The organism is Ktedonosporobacter rubrisoli (genome assembly GCF_004208415.1).
Taxonomy (GTDB): Bacteria; Chloroflexota; Ktedonobacteria; order Ktedonobacterales; family Ktedonobacteraceae; genus Ktedonosporobacter; species Ktedonosporobacter rubrisoli.
This window is the reverse complement of record NZ_CP035758.1, coordinates 11,163,542-11,188,156: the sequence shown is the minus strand read 5'-3', so window position 1 is coordinate 11,188,156 and position 24,615 is coordinate 11,163,542. Positions and strand designations below refer to the sequence as shown.

At 50.1% G+C, this 24,615-nt stretch carries 17 protein-coding genes and 1 other annotated feature; of the genes, 8 read left to right on the top strand and 9 right to left on the bottom strand.

The features are described from left to right. Positions 1-66: 66 nt before the first annotated feature. The 3 genes from EPA93_RS47445 (at position 67) to EPA93_RS47435 (ending at position 8,279) form a co-directional block, all read left to right on the top strand. Positions 67-2,691, top strand: coding sequence for an Eco57I restriction-modification methylase domain-containing protein (locus EPA93_RS47445; protein WP_129894261.1), 2,625 nt, complete (start codon positions 67-69; stop codon positions 2,689-2,691). Positions 2,692-2,787: 96 nt separating this feature from the next. Further along, the gene (locus tag EPA93_RS47440; RefSeq protein WP_129894260.1) at positions 2,788-5,325 is read left to right on the top strand and encodes an Eco57I restriction-modification methylase domain-containing protein; all 2,538 of its coding nucleotides are present in this window, start codon (positions 2,788-2,790) and stop codon (positions 5,323-5,325) included. Between the two features lie 245 nt (positions 5,326-5,570). Then, positions 5,571-8,279 carry a hypothetical protein gene (locus EPA93_RS47435; protein WP_129894259.1) on the top strand — a complete coding sequence of 903 codons (2,709 nt, stop codon included), beginning with the start codon at positions 5,571-5,573 and terminating at the stop codon, positions 8,277-8,279. Positions 8,280-8,542: 263 nt separating this feature from the next. Here EPA93_RS47435 and EPA93_RS47430 read toward each other — a convergent pair whose 3' ends face one another. After that, positions 8,543-8,698, bottom strand: coding sequence for a DUF5679 domain-containing protein (locus EPA93_RS47430; RefSeq protein WP_207229388.1), 156 nt, complete (start codon positions 8,696-8,698; stop codon positions 8,543-8,545). Between the two features lie 259 nt (positions 8,699-8,957). Further along, entirely contained in the window at positions 8,958-9,413 is a 456-nt protein-coding gene (locus tag EPA93_RS47425) for a MaoC family dehydratase (RefSeq protein ID WP_129894257.1), read from the bottom strand. A 334-nt stretch (positions 9,414-9,747) separates the two neighbouring features. Here EPA93_RS47425 and kynU point away from each other — a divergent pair, with 334 nt between their 5' ends. Continuing rightward, positions 9,748-11,019, top strand: coding sequence for a kynureninase (gene kynU / locus EPA93_RS47420; protein ID WP_129894256.1), 1,272 nt, complete (start codon positions 9,748-9,750; stop codon positions 11,017-11,019). 250 nt (positions 11,020-11,269) lie between these two features. On the opposite strand, the gene EPA93_RS47415 is transcribed toward kynU, so the two are convergent. Then, on the bottom strand, positions 11,270-12,409 hold the full coding sequence (locus EPA93_RS47415; RefSeq protein WP_165423874.1) for a class II histone deacetylase: 1,140 nt from the start codon (positions 12,407-12,409) through the stop codon (positions 11,270-11,272). Between the two features lie 536 nt (positions 12,410-12,945). Here EPA93_RS47415 and EPA93_RS47410 point away from each other — a divergent pair. Both EPA93_RS47410 and EPA93_RS47405 read left to right on the top strand, forming a co-directional pair. Next, complete coding sequence (locus EPA93_RS47410) at positions 12,946-13,671, top strand: serine/threonine protein kinase (protein ID WP_129894254.1); 726 nt, start codon at positions 12,946-12,948, stop codon at positions 13,669-13,671. Next, on the top strand, positions 13,557-14,549 hold the full coding sequence (locus EPA93_RS47405) for a zinc ribbon domain-containing protein (protein WP_165423873.1): 993 nt from the start codon (positions 13,557-13,559) through the stop codon (positions 14,547-14,549). Before EPA93_RS47410 ends, EPA93_RS47405 begins: the two co-directional genes overlap by 115 nt. A 57-nt stretch (positions 14,550-14,606) precedes the next feature. Here the strand turns inward: EPA93_RS47405 and EPA93_RS47400 are convergent, their stop codons facing one another. The 6 genes from EPA93_RS47400 to EPA93_RS47375 form a co-directional block, all read right to left on the bottom strand. After that, entirely contained in the window at positions 14,607-15,695 is a 1,089-nt protein-coding gene (locus EPA93_RS47400; protein WP_129894252.1) for a phosphotransferase enzyme family protein, read from the bottom strand. A 174-nt stretch (positions 15,696-15,869) separates the two neighbouring features. Beyond that, complete coding sequence (locus EPA93_RS47395) at positions 15,870-16,748, bottom strand: sulfurtransferase (RefSeq protein WP_129894251.1); 879 nt, start codon at positions 16,746-16,748, stop codon at positions 15,870-15,872. Positions 16,749-16,790: 42 nt separating this feature from the next. Then, a complete protein-coding gene (locus tag EPA93_RS47390; RefSeq protein WP_129894250.1) occupies positions 16,791-17,330 on the bottom strand; it encodes a DUF6391 domain-containing protein in 540 nt (179 codons plus the stop codon). A gap of 88 nt (positions 17,331-17,418) precedes the next feature. Continuing rightward, positions 17,419-18,885, bottom strand: coding sequence for an FHA domain-containing serine/threonine-protein kinase (locus EPA93_RS47385; RefSeq protein ID WP_165423872.1), 1,467 nt, complete (start codon positions 18,883-18,885; stop codon positions 17,419-17,421). Between the two features lie 238 nt (positions 18,886-19,123). After that, complete coding sequence (gene odhB, locus EPA93_RS47380; protein WP_129894248.1) at positions 19,124-20,407, bottom strand: 2-oxoglutarate dehydrogenase complex dihydrolipoyllysine-residue succinyltransferase; 1,284 nt, start codon at positions 20,405-20,407, stop codon at positions 19,124-19,126. Further along, positions 20,397-23,207 (bottom strand): 2-oxoglutarate dehydrogenase E1 component, encoded by a 2,811-nt coding sequence (locus EPA93_RS47375; protein ID WP_129894247.1) that lies wholly within the window; start codon positions 23,205-23,207, stop codon positions 20,397-20,399. Before EPA93_RS47375 ends, odhB begins: the two co-directional genes overlap by 11 nt. A 242-nt stretch (positions 23,208-23,449) precedes the next feature. After that, positions 23,450-23,791, top strand: a binding site (T-box leader). 49 nt (positions 23,792-23,840) lie between these two features. Here EPA93_RS47375 and EPA93_RS47370 point away from each other — a divergent pair. After that, a complete protein-coding gene (locus tag EPA93_RS47370; RefSeq protein ID WP_207229387.1) occupies positions 23,841-24,431 on the top strand; it encodes an alanyl-tRNA editing protein in 591 nt (196 codons plus the stop codon). Further along, the gene (locus EPA93_RS49435) at positions 24,419-24,562 is read left to right on the top strand and encodes a hypothetical protein (RefSeq protein ID WP_207229386.1); all 144 of its coding nucleotides are present in this window, start codon (positions 24,419-24,421) and stop codon (positions 24,560-24,562) included. The genes EPA93_RS47370 and EPA93_RS49435 overlap by 13 nt, the downstream gene beginning before the upstream one ends. The last annotated feature ends 53 nt before the right edge of the window (positions 24,563-24,615 follow it).

Sequence of the window (24,615 nt, the reverse complement as noted above, 5' to 3'; positions counted from 1 at the left end):
CAGTTATTGACACCTTTGCTACAATAAATTCAGATTCAGCGTTAATAAGGAGGAGCTTCTGTAACTATGCTTACGCGCTCACAATCGCATGCTGAATCTGGGTTCAAACGCTTCTATCAGCTCTTCAAAAGCGAGCAGGCTTTTGTTCTTACGCAGCTAGAAGGCATCACTGCGGAAAATGATCGAAGAACATACGTATCTTTGCTACTTCAACGCTTAATGTGCCTCTACTTCTTGCAAAAGAGGGGCTTTCTAGACAGCAATACTGCTTATCTTTCTACCCATTTAGAGCGAATACAAGAGCACTATGGCCAGGATCAGTTTTTTCGTCACTTCTTATTGCCATTATTCCATAGCAAGCTGAGCAATTCCAGAGCTAGCTATGCGGCTAGCCCACTCTTTGGCAACGTTCCCTTGCTTGCGTTCCAGTTATTTGCGTTACACCCGTTAGAACTGCGCTACGCAAATATCCAGATAGCCGATAGGGCCTTTGTGCATCTCTTCGCGTTTTTTGATACGTATCAGTGGCAGCTCAAGGAAGATCAAATACAGGCAGAAAATACCTTAACTGCTGCGATCTTTGCTTACATCTGTGAGCATACTAGCGATCAGAAACAAGTAGGCGCCTACTATACGGGTACAGACGTTAGCACCTACATCACGAATAATACTATTATCTCTTATCTCTTTAAGGCGGTACAAGCCAGTTATCCTGCAGCTTTTAGTTCAGACACAAGCATCTGGCAACTACTCCAAAGACGGCCTGAGCGCTACATCCAGAGAGTTATACGTGAACGGACTTACCTTCCCGCCGAGGCAAGCCACGAATATCGGGCCCGCCAGAAACGCTATAAGATGCTCACGGCCATACTCAGCGCTGGAACTATCAATCATATCCACGCCTTCATTACCTATAATCTGGATATTTTTCAGTTTGCCCTGGATGTGATTGAGGACTGCGAACAGCTGGATTGGCTACTGGCTTTTTATACAAATATTGAACAAATAAGTATTCTCGACCCTACCTGTGGATCAGGGGCATTTCTTATGGCCGCCCTTCATCTCCTCAAGACTCTTTACAAAGCATGCCTTCAACGAATGTATGCATTGATAGAGCAACATCAGCTCCCAGATCACAGCTCCCGGCTCTCCTCAAACCCTGTAAGTCTGAATAGGTATAACAGCCTCCTTCAGCAGATCCAGCAACACCACAGCCTGGATCACTACATCCTTACATCCATCATCACTCACAATCTTTATGGCGTAGATCTCATGCCCGAAGCTATAGAGGTCTGTAAACTGCGCCTCTTCATGGCCCTCCTGGATCATACAGAATGTATCGAAGATATCCAACCGCTACTAGCTCTTCAGCAAAACATTCGTTGTGGCAATGCGCTAGTAGGTCTTATACACGATCCAGAGCCAGCGCACCCTCAAGCATATCAGCTGTCTCCCGCCGCAGAAGCACATGAGAACGCTGATTATGGCTATAAGAAAAATGATAGGGCTAACAACCAGCCATTTCATTGGTTTAGCGCATTTCCTCACCGAATGCAACAGGGGGGCTTCGACATTATCATTGGGAATCCTCCCTTTGTCGAATATCACAAAATTAAACATAGCTATCAGATCCAGGGCTACGAGAAAGAGAGCTGCGGCAATCTCTATGCGGCAGTTATAGAACGCTCGCTGGCCCTGTGCCGCTCTGAGATGAGCCATCTAGGGCTTATTGTCCCATTGAGCATCTGTAGCGGAAATCGCTTCAAACGCCTTCGCCAGATCATCCGTCAGTCTACTTCTCCCATCTGGCTCTCTAATTTTGAGATATTCCCCTCGCGCCTCTTTGAGAGCGCATTTCAACGGCTCTCGATCCTGCTGGCGCAACGCGCAAAAACACCCTTCCGACCAGCGCTCTATGTCACTGGCGTAAAGCGCTGGTACGCGGCAGAGCGCCCTCATCTAATCAATTTGATTTCATATACACATGTAAAGAGCAAGGCAAGCGGCTCTATCTTTCCTAAGCTCGCCTCTTCTTTGCATGAGCAAATCATGCAAAAAATTCTGCAAAAGGGAAAAGAGGCCCGGCTGGAGTCAATCTTACACACAGAGCCAACTCCATATTTTGTTTACTACCAGGAAGCTACAAACTACTGGCTCAAAGCGACATGCCGCGTTCCATTCTATAAGAAAAATGGCAAAATCATGCATCCTCCCCACGGCCGCTTCCTCTTTCTCGCGAATGAGCAGCTTGCGCATACGGTTATGGCCCTCCTGAATTGTTCGCTTTTTTATCTATGGTTTGCTACATATGCCGATAGCTTTCATCTCTCGCAATCGCTAGTAAAAAGCTTTCCCACGGGCAACGCGCTCTATACTATTGCTGCCCTGCCCGATCTCGCCATACAACTGGAAGAGGAGATCCAGCGCAATGCCCAGATGAGCACACGCAATACCAGATCCGGCACAAGGCAAAAGAAGCCCGGCTATTTGATAGAGCTTGAAGAGTATCGCATGCACTCTTCAAAAGCGCTTCTCGATGAGATCGACAGAGTTCTGGCCAGCTACTTCGGCTTTACAAACGAAGAGTTAGACTTCATCATCAACTATGATATTAAGTACCGAATGGGCAAAAAAGAGTACGCTAACAGCACATTGTGGCCGCCAGCAGGGGCAGCCACTTTACAATTGTAGGTTGGAGACGTATCATTAGCCATGGCAGAATTTTCGGCAGTTGCGCATCATCTGCCTTTTACAGCATCTTCAAGCGCTAGAGGAGAGGTGTCCGTAGTGCGTGATGAGCATCAAGAATCAGCACTCAATACTGAACAGACTACCCGGCGCTTTTATCAGCACTTCAAAAACATCCATCGCGCTCTCCTTGAGCATATTCGGGGCCCACAGTCCGAACGTGAGCTATATGCTTCCCTTTTGCTACACCGTCTGATGTTTATCTATTTCATTCAGCACAAAAAGTTTCTTAATGCCGATATTCACTATCTCCGTCACCAGCTTAGCTACTCACAAACTCAGCGGGGGCCCAATCGCTTTTACCGCGATTTCCTGCTACCTTTTTTCCTGGAGCTAGGCACTCCTCTCCAGCAGAGAGCAGCCAGCTCACTTACAGGGGAGCCCGTTCCCTATCTGAATGGCAATTTATTCACTCCCCATGACTTAGAGCACTCGGCGGAGACATTCTGGATTGCCGATGAAGCTTTTGAAAACCTTTTTGCATTCTTTGACAAGTTTCAATGGCGTTTGAACGAGCAGGTCACACCTTACGTTGATGAGATCAATCCATCTATTCTCGGCTATATCTTTGAGCAATACGTCAATCAGCAGCAGATGGGAGCCTATTATACAAAAGAAGATATTAGTGGCTATATTGCCAAAAATACGATCATACCTTATCTCTTCCAACAGGTTGAGCGCTCTTATACGTGTTCAGGTGCCCTCCAGCAGTTGATACGCCAGCGCTTACAGGCCAACCCCAATCGCTATATCTATCCGGCGATCCAAAGTGAGTACACACTTCCCACAGAGACCCAGCGCGAATTTATCACGCGGCGCGCTTACTTTACTCGTTTATCCAATATGCTACAGAGCGGCGCACTCACTTCTGTTGAAGATCTCATCACTTATAATCTTGATCTGTGCCAGCTCGCCCACGACATCATCAAGCAACTTGACGAGCCCACATTGCTACTTACGTTTTATACGTGCCTTCAGCAGATGACGATTCTCGATCCTACTTGCGGCTCTGGAGCTTTCCTGCTTATTGCCTTGGAGATTCTTGAACCTCTTTATGAAGCCTGCCTGGAGCAGATGTACCAGCTAATGCATAAGGGTAATTGCCAGGATTTCTCCTCTATTCTTCAACAGATTGATAAACATCCCAATTGCCGCTACTTTGTACGTAAGTCTATTATCACCCACAATCTCTATGGCGTAGATATGATGGAACAGGCAACAGAAATCTGCAAACTGCGCCTTTTTCTCAAGCTTCTGGCCCAGGTAGAGCGGATCGAGCACCTGGAACCCTTACCTGACATCAAGCATAATATCCGTGTAGGTAATGCCCTCATAGGCTTCATCAATAGCGCTGAGGCTGGCTTCAGCTTGCCCAGGAGCAAACTAACCTCCTCGGAGAAGGCCACAAAGATACGCAAGGAGCTAGATCATCGCCTGGCGTTGGCCTATGATATTAATCAGCGCCAACGCTCGCACTTCAAACAATGGTACGAGAGTCACAAACCATTCCATTGGTGCATCGAGTTCGCTGATATTATCGAGCAGGGTGGCTTTAGCGTTATTATTGGCAACCCGCCATATGTTGAATACGATGCGAACTTCGCCTATACGCTAAAGAACTTCTCCACACTTCCATGTTCCAACCTCTATCCCTGCACCGTTGAGCGCAGCTATCACCTGCTTTCAGCCACTGGCTATCAAGGCATGATACTTCCTTTAGCAGCATTCTCAACAAGAAACATGCGTCCCTTCATTGAAGGTTTCCAGCGCTGGTTTCCTTGTAGCTGGCTCTCTTTCTACCATTTTCGTCCCTCTATGCTCTTTACTGGTAACAAAGTTGCTAGCATTCCCACGGTCATCTATTTAGCGAAAGCAGAGGGACCAGAAAGACGTTTCAGCACCCATCTCAACAAGTGGTTTGCTCCTTATAGGGATTTGTTGTTCCCTGCACTTACTTATTGTCAGGTCACGGTTCCTTCTGATCCTCAGAATCGGCATTATTATCCCAAGTTTGGCTCTGAGGTTGAAAATGCTATTATGCACAAGGTCCGGCAGCATCGGACCGTCAGCGAGTACTTGGCCCCACCGCTCGAACACAATACGATGTATTACCGCTCGGCTGGCGGCTTATACTGGAAGATTTTCACTAACTTTGCCTGGCCATATCGCACAACCTCAAATAAACAATGCTCATTTCAGGAGCTCTACGATCGCGATATATTTGTAGCCTTATTTAATAGCTCGCTCTTCTGGTGGTACTATACAGTCACCTTTGACACCTTTAATCTGAAGGATTATATGCTCTTTGGCTTCCGCTTTTCCTATCCCCAGGCTAGTACCATCAGGGCAGCCTTGAAGAGCGCATGCCAACAGCTTATGGCTGATTATCGTCTGCATGCTTTGCATCTCAAGCGCGGCGAGACTGGAAGTTACACCGTCTATGCGCGCAAATCCAAAGCCATCATCGACCACATCGATACTACTCTAGCCCACTTATACGGCTTTACTAATGAAGAATTAGATTTTATTATTAACTATGATATTAAATACCGCACGAGAGAGAGACTAGCCGAATAGCTTTTAACAAAATCGGCTTTATGATTGTTGACTTTTTCCGACAATCTTATATAACTCTTGTAGGTCCGGCCAACTCTTGATATGATATGAGAAATTAACCATAATCAAAACGTAGTAAATCCTGGTACCTACTCAAGTAACCTTTATAATATCGCTATGTGCATTGCTGTGGGGCATAATTCCCCACGCGAGCATGCTAACATCGCGATCCATTCCAAAGATACTGCAAGGAAGGGTGCAGACTCATGCTTGCTCATCGTAATACCAGGCCCTGGTTAGCGCTTCTGCTTCTATCCAGTGTTGGCTGCTGCCTACTATTGTTCTTACTGCTCCCTCCTCCAGAAGTATCAGCCCACGCAATCGAGTCGCCGCCCCTAAAAAAAATAGCACTACAAATGAATGTGGGCTTCGACAATGTTTATCGCTTTGGCTACTGGACTCCGATATATATTACTGCGAATAACCCCGCTAAGCAGGTCACGGGAACGCTAGCTGTCAAGATCATTACAGGGCCTCCACGCACGAACATTGCTGGCATTGCTTCTCCCTGGGTTTTTGAGGAAAAAGTAACTCTACCAGCTCATTCGCAAAAACGTTTCGTCTTTAACATACCTTTTTATCTGGGAAATTTTATTCCGCGCGGCGTCAATGCGACTTTTCAGGATGGAAATGGCCATATCCTGGCCACTGACAACGAGCCCAGCGGCTATGAGGTGAAACCCGGTGACTTACTAATTGGCGTACTTTCCGATACGCCAACCGGAATTGGTGCCCTTACCTACGTTACACTTCCTAATCAAACCAGTTCACTTACAACTTCACCGCTTGATGCTAACACCTTTCCGACAACTGAAGCTGTGCTTGACAACTTCGATGTTATCGTACTTGACGATTTCAATACTAAAGATCTCAAACCCGCGCAGATCACTGCTCTAGAAACCTGGGTCAATCAGGGAGGGGTGCTTATCGAGGTTGGTGGACCGCAATGGCGGCGCACATTGAGCCCACTCCCGGCAAATCTGCTACCAGTATCTATCGATGGAACACGGCTTCTCTCCGCCGGCACCAATCTGCTCCCGCCCGGAAATACCCCGGCCTTTAATCCTGAAGAGATGCCGTTCCCAAGCACACTTCCAGAATCGGTAATCATCAGCACTGCCGCTTTGCATCCCCAACATACCTTCTTTGGGAGCGAGTCAATTCTTTCCACAGGATCGACTCCACTCCTAGCGCAGACTCACCAGGGCCAGGGCACCATTTGCTACGTGGCCTTCGATCTTGCCGACGATCCTCTGGTTAGCTGGCAAGGAGTGAACACGCTCTGGTCAATTATACTCATTCACGCGATGGGCGATAAGTTCTTAATCCCTAACGTCACTCCCAGCTATTATAGTGGGCCAGGCCACATACTTACCCGCGGCGGTATACTCAGCATGATCAAAACAGAGACCTTAATTGGCCCTTGGATCATTATTGTACTCCTTCTTGCCTATATTCTAGCTCTTGGCCCAATTCGCCTATTAATTGTTAAGGGCCTGAAGCAGCCGCGCTGGTGGAACTGGCGCATCTTCCTTGCTTGCATCGTTATTTTCTCTTTCATCTCTTACGAGCTGGCATTTTATCAGCGTAATACCTCATTAATGAATAATAGCATCTCGCTTATTCAGGTCAATCAGGATGGCTCTACAGCGCACATTACCAATTATATGGGCATATTCGTGCCTAACCAGGGAACTTTCAATCTCCATCTTTCCGGTAATACTGTGGCTCAACCGATCACAGGGCAGATGTTATCGGACTCTCATGCCATGGCCACCGAAGATAATGATCCATCTATGTTCACAATGGAGGCCGATGGTATGAATCTCAATCGGCAAGTTAGTGGTTCCTGGACCTTCCATCCCATCGTCTCAGAACAGGATAGCCAGTTCCACGGAAGTATAACGACAAATCTCAACCTGCAGGATAACCAGATTATAGGAACCATCAAAAATACGCTACCTACTTCTCTCAATGACGTCTACATCCTCTTACCCCAGGGCTTTGCCTCGCTTGGGCATCTTGCAGCAGGTGCGATACAACATGTCAAGATTCCATTACATAATTCATCTTTCTGGTCTGCGCGACCACTTGCAGATCAGCTAGCAGAGAACGGCAAACTGCCAAACGCTTATTTTCCCTATACGAATAACGCTAAACCTCAGAACGATTTTCAGCGCCATATTGCTCTACTAGAAGCCCTCAATGGAACCGGCTTCTCGTTTTCTTCGTGCGCCGGTCCATGCAATACCCACGCCATAACTAGCGGCAATAATATCTTTGTGACAGGCGGCCGCGTGCCTAACCCTATCTTATTCAACACCTATGATCCATTACTCATACCGGGTGCAGAAGCGACCTTAATCGGCTGGCCAGACCAAGATATCGCTAGCATCAATAATTTGAGCATTAATGGTGGCCATCCAGCGGGCACCCATGATACACTGCTCCAGATGCCACTGAACATTGCCATCAACAATCCTGCTGATATTCCCGCCCATTTTATCACAGGCAAGATTATCGATATTCAGAGCTATGATGCTCAGCTCGCCCTTCCCGGTATATATAGCATGTCTGCCGGTAGTTTAACTTTCGAATTCCTCCCACCCGCTACAGAGCAGTTACATTCTAACAGCCTGACCATTTCGGTACCAGATTTAATAGCCCACCCTGGCGGTCCAAACACCGGACTCCCCACAGCCAGCAGCCACCTCCAGATACATCTCTACAACTGGCTCAAAGCATCCTGGGACAGCATCAAGCTTAATCAAGATAGTTTTATGACTACTGACGTGAGTAAATATAGTGGACCTGAAGGGAGGGTTTTAATGACTGTTTCCAGCAGTAATGGCAATCGAGCTTTCTTTGCTCAGCCCTCTCTATCGTTTCATGGCGACAAAATCATGCGAGACTGAGCTATAAGCGCCCCTGTTGTGCTCGGTGAGCATTATTTATGTTAGCGCATTTTTGGAGGGTACAAAAAGGTTGGAGCGCAGAATATACACAGGAGAGTGGATGGAGCTCTATGGACAAACGTTGATCTTATGGCTGCTGAAAGGCTCCATCTCACAAGCTAAGCGTGCAACCCAGACACCACCGCTGCTCTTACCCAGTCCTACAGATAAGGGCAGGTAATGCAACGGCGATGCTTTCTGACATTAGAAACAGTGCCAGCAGTTTACTTCTTTGCCGAAGGCAAAATGCGGGTTAGCTTGGTCCCACATTCCACACACTGACCCTGCATTGCCGGTTTGCCGTTTTTCATTGTAAACGGCTGCGCATTTTTCATTTCGCGCTTCTCGTGACATTTAACACAGTAGGCAATTTCGGCCACGCTCCTCACCTCCTTTACAACATTCTTCAAACCCATGTAAAAATCTGGCCAGGGGAAATATGTGTTCTCTCACCAGTTCACGCTTGAAAAGAAAGGAGCTAATCAAGTCCAGGCGCGTAATTGCCTGAGATGAAGCTCCAACCATTTTCAAATTCATACCATGAAGTATGAGTTACTTGACTATAAAAGTTTCTAACTGTAGATGAACACACAAACAGTATAGCACAACTGTATCTACAAGAGAAATAGACTGTGAGTTTCAGGCAGATGCAGTTTCAGGCCGTCTGCCAATAAAATGAGAGGCAATCATGCTCATCACCGTCACGCCGTCTTGATTGATGAGCTCGTTTCTCGATTGCAGAATGCCTATACGCGGGCGGCTCTGGGATACTCTGGCCTCAATGATGGTAAAGCGCAATTTGAGCACATCATCTGCCCGGACCGGTTCGAGCCAACGCAGATCCTTGATCCCGGGCGAGGCTTTAGCCGCTGTTTGGCCAAACAAGCCATCTACTAACAGACGCATAGAGATGGATGCCGTATGCCATCCGCTGGCTACTAAATCGCCAAAAAGTGATGCTTTGGCCTGCACCGGATCGATATGAAAGGACTGAGGGTCATATTTGCTGGCAAAAGCAATAATTTCTTCTTCAGTAACATGATAGCTACCAAACTCAAACGTTTCCCCTAGCGAGAAATCTTCGAAATAACGCACTTGAAAGCTTTCTCCTTACTCTCCATTTTCTGCGGAAGATCTACATGATAATAGTAGCGCTTCGGCCTTATTGAGACAAGCTGTGCTAACGCCTATCGCGCGGCGCGCGAACACAAGGTTCAGCTCAAGCACAATGAAACAGCCCCACCTTGCTGAACGTACAATTGCCCCAGGTGGTCAGGACTAGTTATACTTAAGAGTGGGGCGCCAATTAAACCCGGTAGTTAGAGAAGCTGCTCCGGCTAAAACAATTGGGCACCGCGTAACTCGCCCTCACAGTTCACAGTGCTGTGTACATTATCTCATAGTGTCGTGAAGACAAGGAAATCTATTTATGACTAGCATACCCATTACCGCCGATTACGCCAAAGAACTTGACACTCAAGACTCGCTAGCCGCCTTCCGCGAACGTTTCGTCTTTGCCGAACCCGAACTGATCTATATGGATGGCAACTCATTGGGCCGCCTTCCTAAAGATACGGCAACGCTGGCCAACAATCTCATCTCTCACCAATGGGGAACACGCCTGATTAGAAGTTGGAATGAAGGCTGGATTAACACTCCTGAGAGAATTGGCGGCAAGATTGCACGCTTGCTTGGTGCCGAACCCGACGAAGTGATTGTTGCTGATTCAACTTCTATCAATCTCTTCAAGCTGGTTCTCGCCGCCCTTCGTCTCCAGCAAGGCCGCAAACGCATCCTGACCGACAATCTTAATTTCCCCTCCGACCTTTACATTCTTCAGGGAGCTATTAATCTACTGGATAAAGGGCATCAGTTAGAGATCATTGACTCGCCAGACGGCATTTATGGTCCAGCCGATGAGCTACAAGCCAGCATCGATGAGCAAACAGCGCTGGTGACGCTCTCCCATACAGTTTTCAAAAGTGGCTACCTCTATGATATGCCAGCCATGACGGCGGCGGCTCACAATGCCGGGGCGCTGGTCTTATGGGATCTCAGCCATTCAGTCGGATCGATCCCGGTCGATCTACACGCGGCTCAAGCGGATCTGGCTATTGGCTGTACCTACAAATACCTCAATGGAGGGCCCGGCTCGCCGGCATTTCTCTATGTTCGCCGCGATCTGCAGGAGAAGTTATTTAACCCTATTTCCGGCTGGATGGGGCAGAAAGATGCCTTTGCCTTCGGGCTGACTTATTCCCCGGCCCCTGGCTTACTTCACTTCCTGACCGGTACCCCTCCCATGATTTCCCTTTCTCTGATCGAGCCCGGAGTAGAACTACTGCTAGAGGCAGGCCTTGACAACTTACGCGCCAAGTCCATTCGCCAAAGCGAATATCTCATTGCGCTCTGGGAAGCTGTGCTACAGCCCCTTGACGTTAGCCTGAATTCGCCACGCCAGACAGAGCGCCGTGGCTCTCATGTATCGCTAGGGCATGCCGAGGGTATGCGCATCGATCTTACTCTGATCAATGATATGAAAGTGTTGCCCGACTTTCGTGCACCAGATAATATCCGCCTGGGCATCGCTCCGCTCTATACTTCTTTCCACGACATTTATGAGACAGTGATGAGCTTACAGAAGATAATATCTGAGCGCTTATACGAGAAATACACTGACGAGGCGCCTAGCGTAACCTAAGCCCCTGTCACTTAGCGCGTGAAAGCGATTGGGCATTGCAACAAGCGGAGAAAGACCAGGCCATGAACAGCCGAAGAGTCTGCTCCAGAAAGGTTGCAATGCCGGCCCACATGAGTTAAACGCAGAAGCAATTATTGGCAGAGATGGATCTGCAGATTCCCTTTGCCCTTATCGCTTGATAAGTACATTCAACTGGCAGCAATTTGCCAATAGAAGCTCCTACCAAGCCCTTGTCGAAACCTGCAGATTTTTATAGGTACCACCAGCGCTTATGCCACGCTCTCGCCTCTTGCAAGGCGCTTAGCGTCTCCTGCGTGAGGATCTCTTTGCAGTGCTGCAGTTCAGGAGCTGTAGCATAAAGATCGACAATGCCCAGGTCAACTCCAATCAGAGCCTCAACAGTCGCCGCAACACAATAGGGCACATAAGCTGTACTATAACCACCCTCCTGCAGAACTACTAGCCTGCCCCCACAAGCTTCTTCAGCCAGACCAAGCATCAGTTCGGTCAGCCGACGATAGCCATCCATAGTCATCATCATGCGCGCTAGCGGATCAAGCCAGCTAGCATCATGTCCCGCAGAGATTATTATGAGCTGGGGACGGAATTGCAATCCAAGGGGAATAACCAGCTGCTCAAAAGCTGCGCAGTATCCCCTATCTCCTGTTCCCGGCGGGAGAGGTATATTCACCGTATAACCTGTGCCAGATCCGCTGCCAATCTGATCTAACTCGCCAGAGAGCTCTGGATACCAGTTATGCTGATGCAGTGAAACAAAGAGTACATTTGCATCTTCGTAGAAAGCATCTTGCGTCCCATTGCCATGGTGCACATCCCAGTCGACGATCATCACCTTTTCAACTCCATACGCCTTGCGGGCATGATGAGCTGCAATCACTGCATTATTAAAAATACAGAAGCCCAGGGCTTTATTGCGTTCAGCATGGTGGCCAGGAGGGCGCAATAGGGCATATGCATTGCGCACGGTGCCTTCCATGACCGCTCTTACGGCATTAGCGGCCCCGCCGGCAGCATAGAGCGCGGCCTCAAACGAGCCCGGGCTCAAGATCGTTTCCTCATCTATATAGCCCCATGTTCCCTGTGCCGGGCCACCAGCCGCCAGCGCCCGCACACCCCTTATGTAATCACGTGTATGATAGACGGCAATCTCATCCTCAGTTGCCGCCCGCGCTGCAATGGGCAACATCTGGGCCGTTAAGCCTGTTCCATCTAGCAGCTCTTTTGTTCTCTGTGTAATCGAAGCAGCAGAGGGATGTGCCTCGGGGGACATCTCGAACGTTTTATCACGCATGATGACCTTTGTTTGCACCCCGGCATCATGGGCTAAAAAATAGTTATCGAAGACAAAACCTGTCTGCTGAGCGCACATATCTAGTATCCTTTCCTGGCCGCTGATAGCTCGGGGTCCTCTCACAGGCCCAGCCTGTATCATACGGCATGTGCACAATTTGTGCCACTATGCAAAAGCATTCATGATCTTGGCAGAAAGCCATCTGGCCAGCTTCATAGATATGCATAGAGCATGTCTGGCATCCTGCTCAGCTTTCTTACAGAGAAACTTTACAAGGTTCCCGGAGTACAACAAGCAGAAACCTCAATGTATTTGCGCGTCTGCAAACAAAATGATAGTGCGTTCATCTCGCAAGCTCGTCTTTCACCATCGCCCCCAATTCGTCGCCCTTCGCCCACAGGCGAATAAATTGTATTGTCCACATTCTCTCTATGAGCTCACAACATACGATAGGAAAACATCCTATAATGAAATTATGAAGTGTACATGTTCCTTGAACTAGTGTATAATGCGAATGCGAGCTTGCACAGCAGGCTAGATGGGGTACAGACCAATGCTGTAGACGGCTCCATCATCCTTAACCTTCTGGTGGCAGATTAAAGAAGGAGATCTCCATGATAGAAACAGTTCCGTCTGGCACGGTACTACATGGACGTTATCGTATCGAACGCGTGTTGGGCAGCGGGGGCTTCGGGCACGTCTATCTGGCAGTAGATCTAATGACGAGCCAGCAGTATGCAGTAAAAGAATATCTTGTGACAGGCGCCAGTGGGCAAGAACAGCTCAAGCATGAGGCCACCGTACTTAGTCAACTACACAACCCTCACCTTCCTGCCTTCCAGGATGCCTTTATGGAGCGAGGGCGCTATTATGTTGTCCTTAACTACATTGAAGGGCATGATTTGACGGATCTCATTCGTCACGCGCGGCAACGTAACGATACTGTTCCCATCCCACGCATTATGGAATGGATTCTGGCAATTTGTGATGCAGTACTCTTTCTGCATAGCCAGCGTCCTCCAGTTATCCATAGGGATATTAAACCCGACAATATTCGTATTACCTCCAATGGTACAGCTATCCTGGTGGATCTAGGAAATGCTAAAGCGGCAGCAGATGGAGCGCGCACACTATTCTTCATTCGCCATCAGGGAACTCCTGGCTACGCTCCCCCGAACAGTATCCAGGAGGAAGCGGCACCGACACGCGCTCTGACGTATACGCATTGGGGGGCACACTCTATTTTGCTCTTACTGCGCATGAGCCGCCCAGTGTCTCTGTACGCAACCAATCGCTACAGCAGGGTCGCCCAGATTTACCGACTCTACAAGATATTTTAGCCAATAACCCTCCTGAAGAGAGCGCAGAAGCGAACTCCGGCCGCCAATTCCGGCTTGGAGTCACCAAGCCTCCCAAGCCGACACCACGCCATTCGCGGCATATAGCTCAGCTTGGTACATTACCGCCTGATCTGCTCATCCAGTTGAACCGTACTATTCATAAGGCCATGGCCTTGCGCCCTAAGGATCGCTATCAGTCAGTTGCCGACCTGGCCAATGATCTTAAGCGGGTAATGGGGGCCTTACCAGCTCCCCAGCAGCCAAAGCGCCCTGTTGATCCGCATAGCACACAGCCCGATCTTCCAATGCTCTACGAAGCAATTCAGGCAGCCAAGGAAAATGCTCAGCAAGCTCCCTCCACACCTGATGCTGTCTCTCAGACAGCGGCAGTTAACTATTGCCCGCGCTGTAATGCTCCCCTTGCTCCCAAGGCGGCTTTCTGCGCTCAATGTGGTACTCCGTTGGGTCCATCCACGCCTCCACGCTCCAGCGCCTCGTCTAAGCGTATCCCCGAAGGCGAGCAAACCTTGCTGATCAGACCACAGAAAAATCAGGCCTCTATGATGGCTTCCCAGATGGTGCCACCACACTCTCAGACTGGCAGTTCTCAGCACTCTTCTGCGACGCAGACAGGAACGTCCGAGAACTACCAGGCGCCCAAGGCTATCTCTACCATGGTTCAGGCACCTCAGTCCATCACATCCTCAAACACTCCCAGCGGTCCCCAGGGACCAGTCACCACCACAGGAGATATAGAGCCGGCCGCACGTTCTGGCTTTCACCTGGACCCCAAGTTTCTTATCATCGGCCTGATTGCATTGATTATGCTGATTGCAATCATAACCCTGATAATTACTATGACCCATCATGGCCACTAAGTCCCTCAAATAGATACATTTAACTGTTTTATGGAGGCCCGTAACAGGTTCTGCTCCTTACCACATTTCAGCAAGTGAATGCCGCACGCGACGTAACCAGGCTGGCAAGGTCGAAGCCCAGTATAAGCGCTCCAATAGATCATCCATCGAGTCCTCTTCGGCTTCTTGAGGCCCATAAAACAAATCTTCCAACGGTCCATTAATCGTGGCAATGGGCGCAATGAGGGTGAGAGCATCAGTTAGTGCCTCCGCTTCGCCGCGGGCCGGAGGGCAAAGTTCGCCATAGGCTCTCAAAAAATTTCGCGCCCGTAGAGGATCGAGACCTCGCTTGAGTAAAGGCCTTGTTAGCTTCTCACCTGGTTGCCAGGCCAAAGCACAGAAGTAAAAAAGAGCATACGCCACTTCAAAAATGCGCTTTTCCCAGCGCGAAGCTTCCAGTCCCAGCACTGCGGCAACTCCCAATGAATTAAAGCGCAGATTCAGGGCATGATAGTCACCGTGAATGTGGAATTCTGGGAGTCCACGCACTGCACCAATAGACATCATAGCCGAGGGTAAAACCGCTTCCCACTGATCAGCCCAGTTCTCAAGCGCAACGGCCAGGGCCTGGAGCTCACAGGTGTCGGCTCTGCTGCGGGCCAGGTTAAGATAGCTCTGGACCACGCTTCCCATATGCGCTTCCGCCGGCCACTTGTATTGCGGGCCTTGATAGTGTTGTGAGGCCTGATGAATACGTCCCAGCATCGAACCAGCAAAGCTCACCCAATCTAGTGCTCGGGAATCCGACGAGCTAAATAGCTCGCCACCGGACCACTGCTCTAGCTCAAAGTGATCTTCCCCAACCTGCGCAGCAGCTTCACCCTGAGGAGTCGGCCATAAAGCTGGTATCGGTATTCCTTGCTGTTGCAGATAGCGCCGAAACACATAGCGATGCCCTTGATCCTCTCCCAGTGGCCCCTCTGGCCGTTCGCGTAGAACATAACGCTGCCCCTGCACATCAACAAGCAGACCAAAATTATCGCTATAGGCAGTATCGGTTGGCCCCAGGTTTTTCCACGCATCGATGCCAAAGGCCCGCATCACCTCATTGAGATCAAGCAGTTCTTCTTGCTCCCGTTCGCTTGCCAATTCGTGCTCATCCATCATTGAGTCAAGTCTTTCCCTCTCTACGCTCAGGATTTTTGCCAGTCCCTTTAATCCCTCCTGCGCTACAGGAGAAGGAAGAGTAGGAAGCGATCTGCTTACATGCACTATCAGGCTCTCCAGCATTCCTCTCTTCCCAGTCAGCCCCGCTTCTATACCGGGGCTCTCTCTGCTGCTTTAGATCTCTGCAGGTAGGTCTTGACGGTGCCCCCACTCATTCCAGGAGCCGTCATAATTCGTCAAGCGGGGATATCCCAGCATAGCCAGACTGAAGAGAACAGTAGTTGCAGCCACGCCACCATTACAATAGGCAACTACACGCTGCTCTGGCGAGACTTGGGCAGCCGCAAATATACTTGCTAACTCTTCATTGCTACGAAATGTCCCGGTCTCCGGATCGATCAACTCCTCGCGCGGAATATTCAGCGCGCCCGGAATATGGCCGGGGCGTCCTTTGCCTCGTATCACGCGACCGCTATATTGCCCACTATCACGCGCATCCACAAGGGTCACATCTGCATTGCCAATTAAACGCAGCACCTCCTGAGCCTCGGCACGCAATTGCGGGCGCACTCGTGCTGTAAAGGTCGCCGGTGGATAGGCAGGAACGGTACTCACAAGCTCCCGATTCTCACGCTTCCACTTGGCCAATCCGCCATTTAAGACCACTACACGCTCGTGGCCATAGTAATTCAGTGCCCACCATAGGCGCGTAGCAAACTGGGAGGTGGGATGGGTATCATAGGCTACAACCAGATGCTCATCGCCAATCCCCACCCGCTCCATGGCCTCGACGAAGCGCGCAGGAGGAGCAACCTGCGCTTCTACTTCGCTATCGAGATCCACAATGTCCTTGCTCCAATCGACATATACGGCTCCCGGGATATGCTCTTGTGCATACTCTTCGGGCGCACCGATATACACAGCATCCTGCACACCATCGTGCTCAACGGCACGCACATATCCTCGCATATCCACGATACGCAGTTGTGGATCAGTGAGATGTTCTGCTAGCCAGGCAGTTTCTACAAGAAAGCGACTACGCTCTTGAGCCATCACATACTCCTTCTACTTTAACTATCTTCCATCGAGCGCACCTTAAGAGAACAATCCTGCCGCATCTGGATTATCGGTACTCACAAAGTGGGCTGGCGCCCCCAGAACACTGCGCGGAGTCACCTTAAGGATCTGCATCGAGGAGTTCGGGGTTTGCGTCGTTACGTAGCGCTGCACCAGCAAGCCGAGTGGTCGCGAAAGCACCAGCGCTGCGGTAGAGGCCAGGATGACATTATTTGCCGTACTGTATGGACGACGCATCTTAGCCACCGCCATTGCCGAGAGTCCCGTCAACATGCCAGCGACGGCCAGATTTGTACCGCATCGCTCATGAACCGCCAGGTCAGGATGCGTCGTGCGCAAGAGTTGAAGCGCCTCCTGAGCCGTGGGCAGAATAGCCTCAGTCGGCACATCGCCGAACACAAAGAAGCCTGCAGCAAACGAGATACCAGAAAGCCGCACATCGGGAAACTTCTTGGATAGTAATACAATAGTTGCATGCTCAAGCGCATGATTTTGCTTTACAGCGCCACCAAGCAGCATTTGCTGTGCAACCTGTACCAGAGGATTAATGGAACTCATGGAAATTCCTTCCTAAGCTTATCGCAAAGCCATGTCAGCTACCCGATACGATCGGTAGCTGCTGCTTGTACTTATCTCTTCAGCTCATTTACGGGCCGTAAGTCACATTAAAAACTACTACTTCATCCCCAAAATTAATCACATCGCCATCATTCAACGCAACTGGCTGATAAATGCGTACGTTATTGACCAGGGTACCATTAGCACTCTGTAAATCTTCAAGGTACCAGCGGCCATCGACAAACAATAAGCGGGCATGGCGACGGGATACAGTACGTCCCGAGATGACAAGATCGTTGCCATTGGTGCGACCAATCGTCGTTACATCCTGATGAAAACGATACGAGCGCCCGGCCATCGGCCCATTCTGGATGGATAGACGCGCAAGAACAGGACGCCCATTTGGGCCTAGATAGCGATCAGCACTGGCTCGTTTATTCGATAGGTCATCGCCGCAGGTTGTACAAAAAAGGCGCGTGCTGGGATTTGGCGCCCCACAGCGGAAGCAGGTGAGCGTTACGACGGGTTGTTGTATACCAGGCTGCGAGGTCGAGCTTGGCGTGGAAGGCTGAGAAACATAGCCAGGAGAGCTACCAAGAGCACCAGATTGCCCTCTTGCCTCAGAGGGCGCTGATACAAGCGGAGCCAATCCCCCGGCTCGCCAGGGACGCGGTATAGACAGGTTCGATGCTGCTAGCGCACTCGTCAGGGCATCTATCAGCACATCGGCAGACTGATAGCGCTCATGTGGCTGCTTAGCCGTCATCTTTACTACGACCTGGACAATCGGGGCAGGCACATTCTCAGCAACCAGCCGCTCCACTGGCAAGGGATCATGCAGATGCTTAACGGTAATCGTAAGAGGGCTATCGGCAGTATAAGGCACGCGACCGGTCAAGCAGTGGAACAAAACAATACCTAATGAATAAATATCACTACGGCGATCTACCGGTTGCCCTGTCCCCTGTTCCGGGGACATATATTGAGGCGTGCCAATCCCCGTCCCCACGCGGGTTAAATTAGTTGTCCCCTCAAGAATTTTTGCGATACCAAAATCCGAAAGCAAGAGATGACCATCTTTACGTATGAGCATATTGGCAGGCTTTACATCGCGATGAACGATTCCATTGCGATGGGCACAATCAAGTCCTTCAGCTGCCTGGATCACAAAATCTACAGCTTCTGGAACAGGCAGGGCCTTCTTCAGGCGGTCCTTGAGCGTGCCACCATCTACATACTCCATGACGATATAGGTAATATTCTCTTGCTCCCCAAAATCGTGAATCTGCACAATATTTGGATGGGCTAGTTTGGCGACAGAACGTGCTTCCTGCACAAAACGTTTCACGAAAATCGGGTCTTGCGCATGATAAGCTGGCAAGACCTTAATAGCCACATAGCGATCAAGTGTTGGCTGATATGCTTTGAAGACCGCAGCCATACCACCAGCACCTATACGCTCTACGATGCGAAACTGGCCTAACGATTTGCCGACCAGCATATTTAAATCATCGTTGCTACTCACCTGGCTAGAATAGTTATTCTCTGGTTGCATAACCCTGACGACTCCCTCTGTCTCTGCCTCCCAGCTTCGTGCCAAAGTCATAGTAACCACTCTAGATCCCGAAGGACCTAGAGTGGCCTATGTACAGGCTTGCGTTTCTTCGGCTCTAACACCTTAGCTCCAGTAGACAGAAACAAACCGCATATATACATAGTGCTGGTTTGTATTTACTTGATTATACAGGTAGAAACGTTCTCTGTCGAGAGAAATCCAAAACTTCTCAGCGTTTCTAGCCCTCAAGCAGTAATGTCTCCGGGTCTTCTACTAGTTCTTTAACTCTGACCAGGAACTGCACTGCCTCACGACCATCAACAATGCGGTGATCATAAGAAAGCGCTACATACATCATAGGACGTATTACAACCTGCCCATTTAAAGCGATGGGCCGCTGTTCAATCTTATGCATCCCCAGGATACCCACCTGTGGCGCATTTAAGATTGGTGTGGAGAGTAACGAGCCGAAGACTCCACCATTGGTGATCGTAAAGGTGCCTCCCTGCAATTCGGCTAATGAGACGCTACCTTCACGTACCCGTTTGGCCAGATCAGCAATCTCGCGTTCGATCTCAGCAAAGCTCTTTCTGTCGGCATCACGCAATACCGGCACCACCAGCCCTTCTTCAGCTCCCACGGCAATGCCAATATCATAGTAATGCTTCAGGATCATCTCGTTACCCTGGATCTCAGCATTGAGGCGCGGGAAGGCTTTCAGGGCTCCAACAACGGCTTTGGTAAAGAAGGACATGAAGCCAAGCGAGATATTATGCCGCTCCTTGAATGCCTCTTTGCGCCGGCTACGTACCTCCATTACAGCACTCATGTCAATCTCGTTAAAGGTGGTCAACATGGCTGCCGTATGCTGCGCTTCCACAAGCCTCTGGGCAATCGTCTGGCGGCGACGCGAAAGGCGAACACGCTCCTCGCGCCCTCTTTGCGGGCCAATAGCCAGCGGCGGCGGCGGAGCTGCAGGCGCTTGAGTTGGGGCCGCCGATCGGCCTGAAGCCTGCTCAATTGCAGGCAAGGGCTGCGATGGTGAATTTTGCCTGCCCTGGGCCAGATAATTGATCACATCCTCTTTTGTTACGCGTCCATGAGGGCTACTTCCCTGCACTTGCGCGATATCCACGTTATGTTCAGCGGCAATGCGCCGCGCCAAAGGTGAGGGCGGTCGTAACATGCTGGAGGGCGTAGCCAGAGCTGACTCAGAGCTGGCATGATTTTGCTCCTGGGTGCGAACAGCGCTCTCTTGTTGCTGTCCGTGATCTGCTTGCGCGCTGGCCTCTCCGAGCAGGCCCAGCACATCGCCTACGGCAACCACATCGCCTGATTGCTTGATTATCTTCTGTAAAACACCATCCTGTTCAGCATTCACTTCGACATTTACTTTGTCTGTCTCCAGTTCCACGAGGGCCTCACCACGCTGCACAGCGTCGCCTTCGCTCTTGAGCCAGGATGCAACTGTCGCATCAACAATCGATTCACCCAGGGTTGGAACACGAATCTCAGCGGACATACTTCCCTCCAGATAGTCTCAATCGCGACCTGAAAGCTTCTGCAATAATCTGCGCTTGCTCAGCCTCGTACAAATCCCAGAAGCCCGCGGCGGGGCTTGAATGCTCAGGGCGAGAGACAACGCCAACTTCCATAGATTGCTTAACAAACTGTGTCAAACGCGGGAACATATAGTTCCAGGCACCCATATTGCGCGGCTCTTCTTGTACCCAGATAACCTCTCGCGCATTGGGATACCGAGCAAACACCTGCTTTAGTTCCTCTTCAGGGAACGGATAAAGCTGTTCTACACGAATAATCGCGATTTCATCGGCCTGCTCGCGCTTCTCATTAGTCAACAGATCGATGGCGATTCTTCCGCTACAGAGGATCAGGCGTTTAATTTTATCGGCCTGAGCGCGTGCTTTATGATCGTCAATTACTTTCTGGAAGCTGCCCTCTGTGAGATCCTGCAGCCGTGAAGAGGCAAAAGGATGACGCAATAGGCTCTTGGGCGTCATCACTACCAGCGGGCGCGGATTGTGAGCTAGAGAAAAAGCTTGTAAGCGCAAGAGATGAAAGTATTGCGCAGCATTAGAGCAATTGGCAATGCGCCAGTTATCCTCAGCAGCAAGCTGCAGGTAGCGCTCTAGACGTGCACTTGAATGCTCGGGCCCCTGTCCCTCATATCCATGCGGCAATAGCAGTACAAGAGAGGATTTTTGTCTCCATTTCGCTCGCCCCGATGAGATGAATTGATCAATAATAACTTGTGCCACATTGGCGAAATCGCCATATTGGGCTTCCCATAAGACAAGGGCATCCCGCGCCTGAACGCTATAGCCATATTCAAAACCGAGCGCGCCCGCCTCACTGAGAGGGCTATTATAAATGGAGAAGGAGGCCTGAGCCTCAGCGAGATGGCACAGCGGGACGTATACCTCGTCGCCATCCTGGCTATGGAGCACAGCATGACGATGGCTAAATGTGCCGCGCTCGGCATCCTGACCGGTTAAACGAATCGGCGTGCCATCCACAAGAATAGATGCAAAGGCCAGGGCCTCGGCCTGACCCCAATCGATTCCGCCTTCTGGTCCTAGAGTGTTGGCTCGACGCTGCAATGTGCGCGCAAGCTTGGGATTGGGAGAAAAGGTCTTTGGCCAGGTCAACAATTCAGCATTAAGCGTTTCTATCCTCTCGGCCGAGACAGATGGAGGCGTCTCCTGGTGAAAGCCATTCTGCTCTTCGTTCTTGGCTTCTTCGATATGGCCAGCTCCAGTGTCTGCATCTCGCTTGGCTTGCTCCAGCACAGCGAATGCTTCCTTCACCAGCGCCTCAGCTTCCTCGCGCGAAACCAATCCTTCCCGCTCAAGCCGCTGAGCATATAGTTCTCGCACGGTTGGATGGGAGCGAATGATGCTGTACATTTGCGGCTGCGTAAAGGCTGGTTCATCGCCCTCATTGTGGCCCCAGCGTCGATATCCCACAAGATCCACAAGAATATCTTTATGAAAATGATCTCGATAGGCATGAGCTATGCGTACAGCTGTCAGACAAGCCACCGGGTCATCAGCATTAACATGGATAATTGGCAGGCCAAAGCCTTTGGCCAGATCGCTAGCAAACAATGTTGAGCGGCCATCTTCCGGCACGGTTGTAAAGCCGAGCTGGTTATTGAGAATGATATGAATGGTGCCACCGACCCAGTAACCGCGCAAGTGCCACAGGTTGAGCGTTTCAGCCACCACCCCCTCGCCCGGGAAAGCCGCATCGCCGTGAATAAGAATGGGCAAGGTATCATCAACATCCTGGAGAGGACTTCCCGCCACCGAACGAATCTCTTGTGCCGCACGGCTCATACCCTCTACCACAGGATTAACAAATTCTAGATGGCTCGGATTAGGCGCCAGCACTACTTTCAGGCCGACATCCCTGCCTTCATCCAGCACGTTCTCGGCCCCCAGGTGATACTTCACATCTCCTGTCCAGCCAAAGCCAAAGCTATCGGTAAGCGGAACACCTTCCTCATGTTTGGCATGGGCGAATTCTGCCAGGATAGCCGCGTAAGGCTTTTCCAGCACATGCGCCAGGACATTGAGTCGGCCACGATGCGCCATACCAATAATCACCTCTTTGGTCTCCGAGTCAATGGCCCCCGAGATGATTTCATCAAGCATCGGCACTAAGGTATCTGTCCCCTCAATGGAAAAGCGCTTCTGACCTGGAAAGGTCTGCTGAAGATAACGCTCAAACACCTCTACTTGCGTTATACGCTTCAATAGCTTACGTGCGATATCGGCACTGGGAGTACGCTGATAGAGCGAGAGCCCAACGGCATCGCGCAGCCAGCCGCGCTCATCCGAGCTCTTCACCTGGTCAAACTCATAACTGATTGTGCCGGAATACATAGCACGTAAAGCTCTCACGGCATCAAGGGCGTTATTTACCCCCTCAGATGCGTGTCCCCCAATCACAGTTGGGGGAAGTTGAGCTAGATCTTCATCACGCAGTCCATGCGTTTGAGGCAGTAATGCAGGATCGCCTAGCGGCTCCCTTCCTAGCGGGTCAAGATGTGCTCCTAAATGACCCCGCTCACGAATCGCATGAGCGAGGGCAGAGGCCGCTACCACACGCGAGACATCTTGCGTCTGAACCGGCTCGCCACCCGTTTTATATAAGAGTTGCTCATCGCTACGCGGTTCCCAGGCGTCAAAAATGGCTCGTGTAGCGGCGTCAACTGCTGCAGGATCATGTTTATATCGCTCATAGAGTTCAAGTACATAGCCTGCATTAGGCCCATAAAATGTTTCCAGATTGTCCATATACATTCCTTTTTACGTAGACACAAGAGAGTGCTCTCCTTATTTTATTTGTTTCGACCTTGAAACGGCCTCCCCGTGTCTCAGCTTTAGACGCTATTGTATTGTATCATTTCTTATGGTATCATAGCCTTACCATATTCCAAAACAAATGTCGTCAGATATCCTAATCCAAAGATTACAACGAAGCATAATGCTTGATTGTTTCTAAATAGGCATATCAGGCGAAAATTGAGATCGCACAATACTTGGCAAAGATGGAGCCAGTAAGCCACCAGAGCTTGTTACAGAGAGTCCGGGGATGGTGCAACCGGATACAAGCGGTGAGCCGAACATCTCTCCAGAGCTGCTAGCCGAACATATATTCCAGTAGGCCTAGCCGGTACCTTCCCGTTATCAAGGAGGAGTGTAGTTTCTAGCATTCAAAGGCCGGAGATGCTTTTACCCTGGTAGGTATATGCTCGTTTTCTCCTTTCCTGGCCTTGAATACGTCTGGAAATTCATTACACCGAGTGAGTCTTGCCGTTCTCTCAGATGGATGGCAGGCTAATCAGGGTGGTACCACGGGAATTCCTCTCGTCCCTAGCAGTGGGCGAGGGGATTTTTTTTGAAGATCTTTTCTGAGAAAGGTCAGGCATGAAGACAAAGCTACTCTATCATACAAACAGCTTTACCTACGAATGCTCTGCAAAAGTTGTTGCCGTTGAGGGCGATGAAGTAGCCCTGGATGCCACAGTATTTTATCCTGGAGGTGGCGGGCAGATGGCAGACAGGGGCATGATCTCCTGGGATAACCAGCGCTGTCAGGCCAATGTCATCGCTATGAATAAACGTAAGGATGTCGTCTGGCATACGCTCGATTGCATCCCTCCGGTTCCCGGCACGGAGGTCGTGGGTAGCATCGATTGGGATTTTCGCTATCAGATGATGCGAACTCATACCGCGCTCCATATTCTGTGCGGTACTATCTGGAAAGAGTTCGGCGTGCAGGTAACCGGCGGGCAGATGTATCCAGATCGCGCGCGTATGGACTTTGCTATGGAGAATCTCAATAAAGAGCGTATAGCTTATATTGAGCAAAAGGTAAATGAGGCTATCGAGGCCGATTACCCTATCCGCGTCTATACGCTGCCTCGGGAAAAAGCGTTTGAGATACCGGATCTGGTGCGCACCAAAATTAATTTACTCCCCCGGATATTGCAGAGGTTCGTATTGTGGAAATCGTAGGACTTGACCTTCAAGCGGACGGTGGCACACATGTCAACCACACTAAAGAGGTGGGCGGTATCAAAATTGTGAAGACTGAAAATAAGGGCCGTATCAACAAGCGTATAGAGATTGTGCTCGATAAGCTCTAAAAACATTCTTAAATCGCTCTTATTCCGTTAGCATAAATCCAAGAAGGTTATCC

Bases quoted from the DNA above. Each gene is read 5' to 3' on its own strand.
- EPA93_RS47445 (WP_129894261.1), top strand. From the start codon at position 67: ATGCTTACGCGCTCACAATCGCATGCTGAATCTGGGTTCAAACGCTTC.
- EPA93_RS47370 (WP_207229387.1), top strand. From the start codon at position 23,841: ATGAAGACAAAGCTACTCTATCATACAAACAGCTTTACCTACGAATGC.
- EPA93_RS47385 (WP_165423872.1), bottom strand. From the start codon at position 18,885: ATGCAACCAGAGAATAACTATTCTAGCCAGGTGAGTAGCAACGATGAT.
- EPA93_RS47395 (WP_129894251.1), bottom strand. From the start codon at position 16,748: ATGGCTCAAGAGCGTAGTCGCTTTCTTGTAGAAACTGCCTGGCTAGCA.
- EPA93_RS47415 (WP_165423874.1), bottom strand. From the start codon at position 12,409: ATGTGCGCTCAGCAGACAGGTTTTGTCTTCGATAACTATTTTTTAGCC.
- EPA93_RS47435 (WP_129894259.1), top strand. From the start codon at position 5,571: ATGCTTGCTCATCGTAATACCAGGCCCTGGTTAGCGCTTCTGCTTCTA.
- EPA93_RS47390 (WP_129894250.1), bottom strand. From the start codon at position 17,330: ATGAGTTCCATTAATCCTCTGGTACAGGTTGCACAGCAAATGCTGCTT.
- EPA93_RS47375 (WP_129894247.1), bottom strand. From the start codon at position 23,207: ATGGACAATCTGGAAACATTTTATGGGCCTAATGCAGGCTATGTACTT.
- odhB (WP_129894248.1), bottom strand. From the start codon at position 20,407: ATGTCCGCTGAGATTCGTGTTCCAACCCTGGGTGAATCGATTGTTGAT.
- EPA93_RS47410 (WP_129894254.1), top strand. From the start codon at position 12,946: ATGATAGAAACAGTTCCGTCTGGCACGGTACTACATGGACGTTATCGT.
- EPA93_RS47400 (WP_129894252.1), bottom strand. From the start codon at position 15,695: ATGATGGATGAGCACGAATTGGCAAGCGAACGGGAGCAAGAAGAACTG.
- kynU (WP_129894256.1), top strand. From the start codon at position 9,748: ATGACTAGCATACCCATTACCGCCGATTACGCCAAAGAACTTGACACT.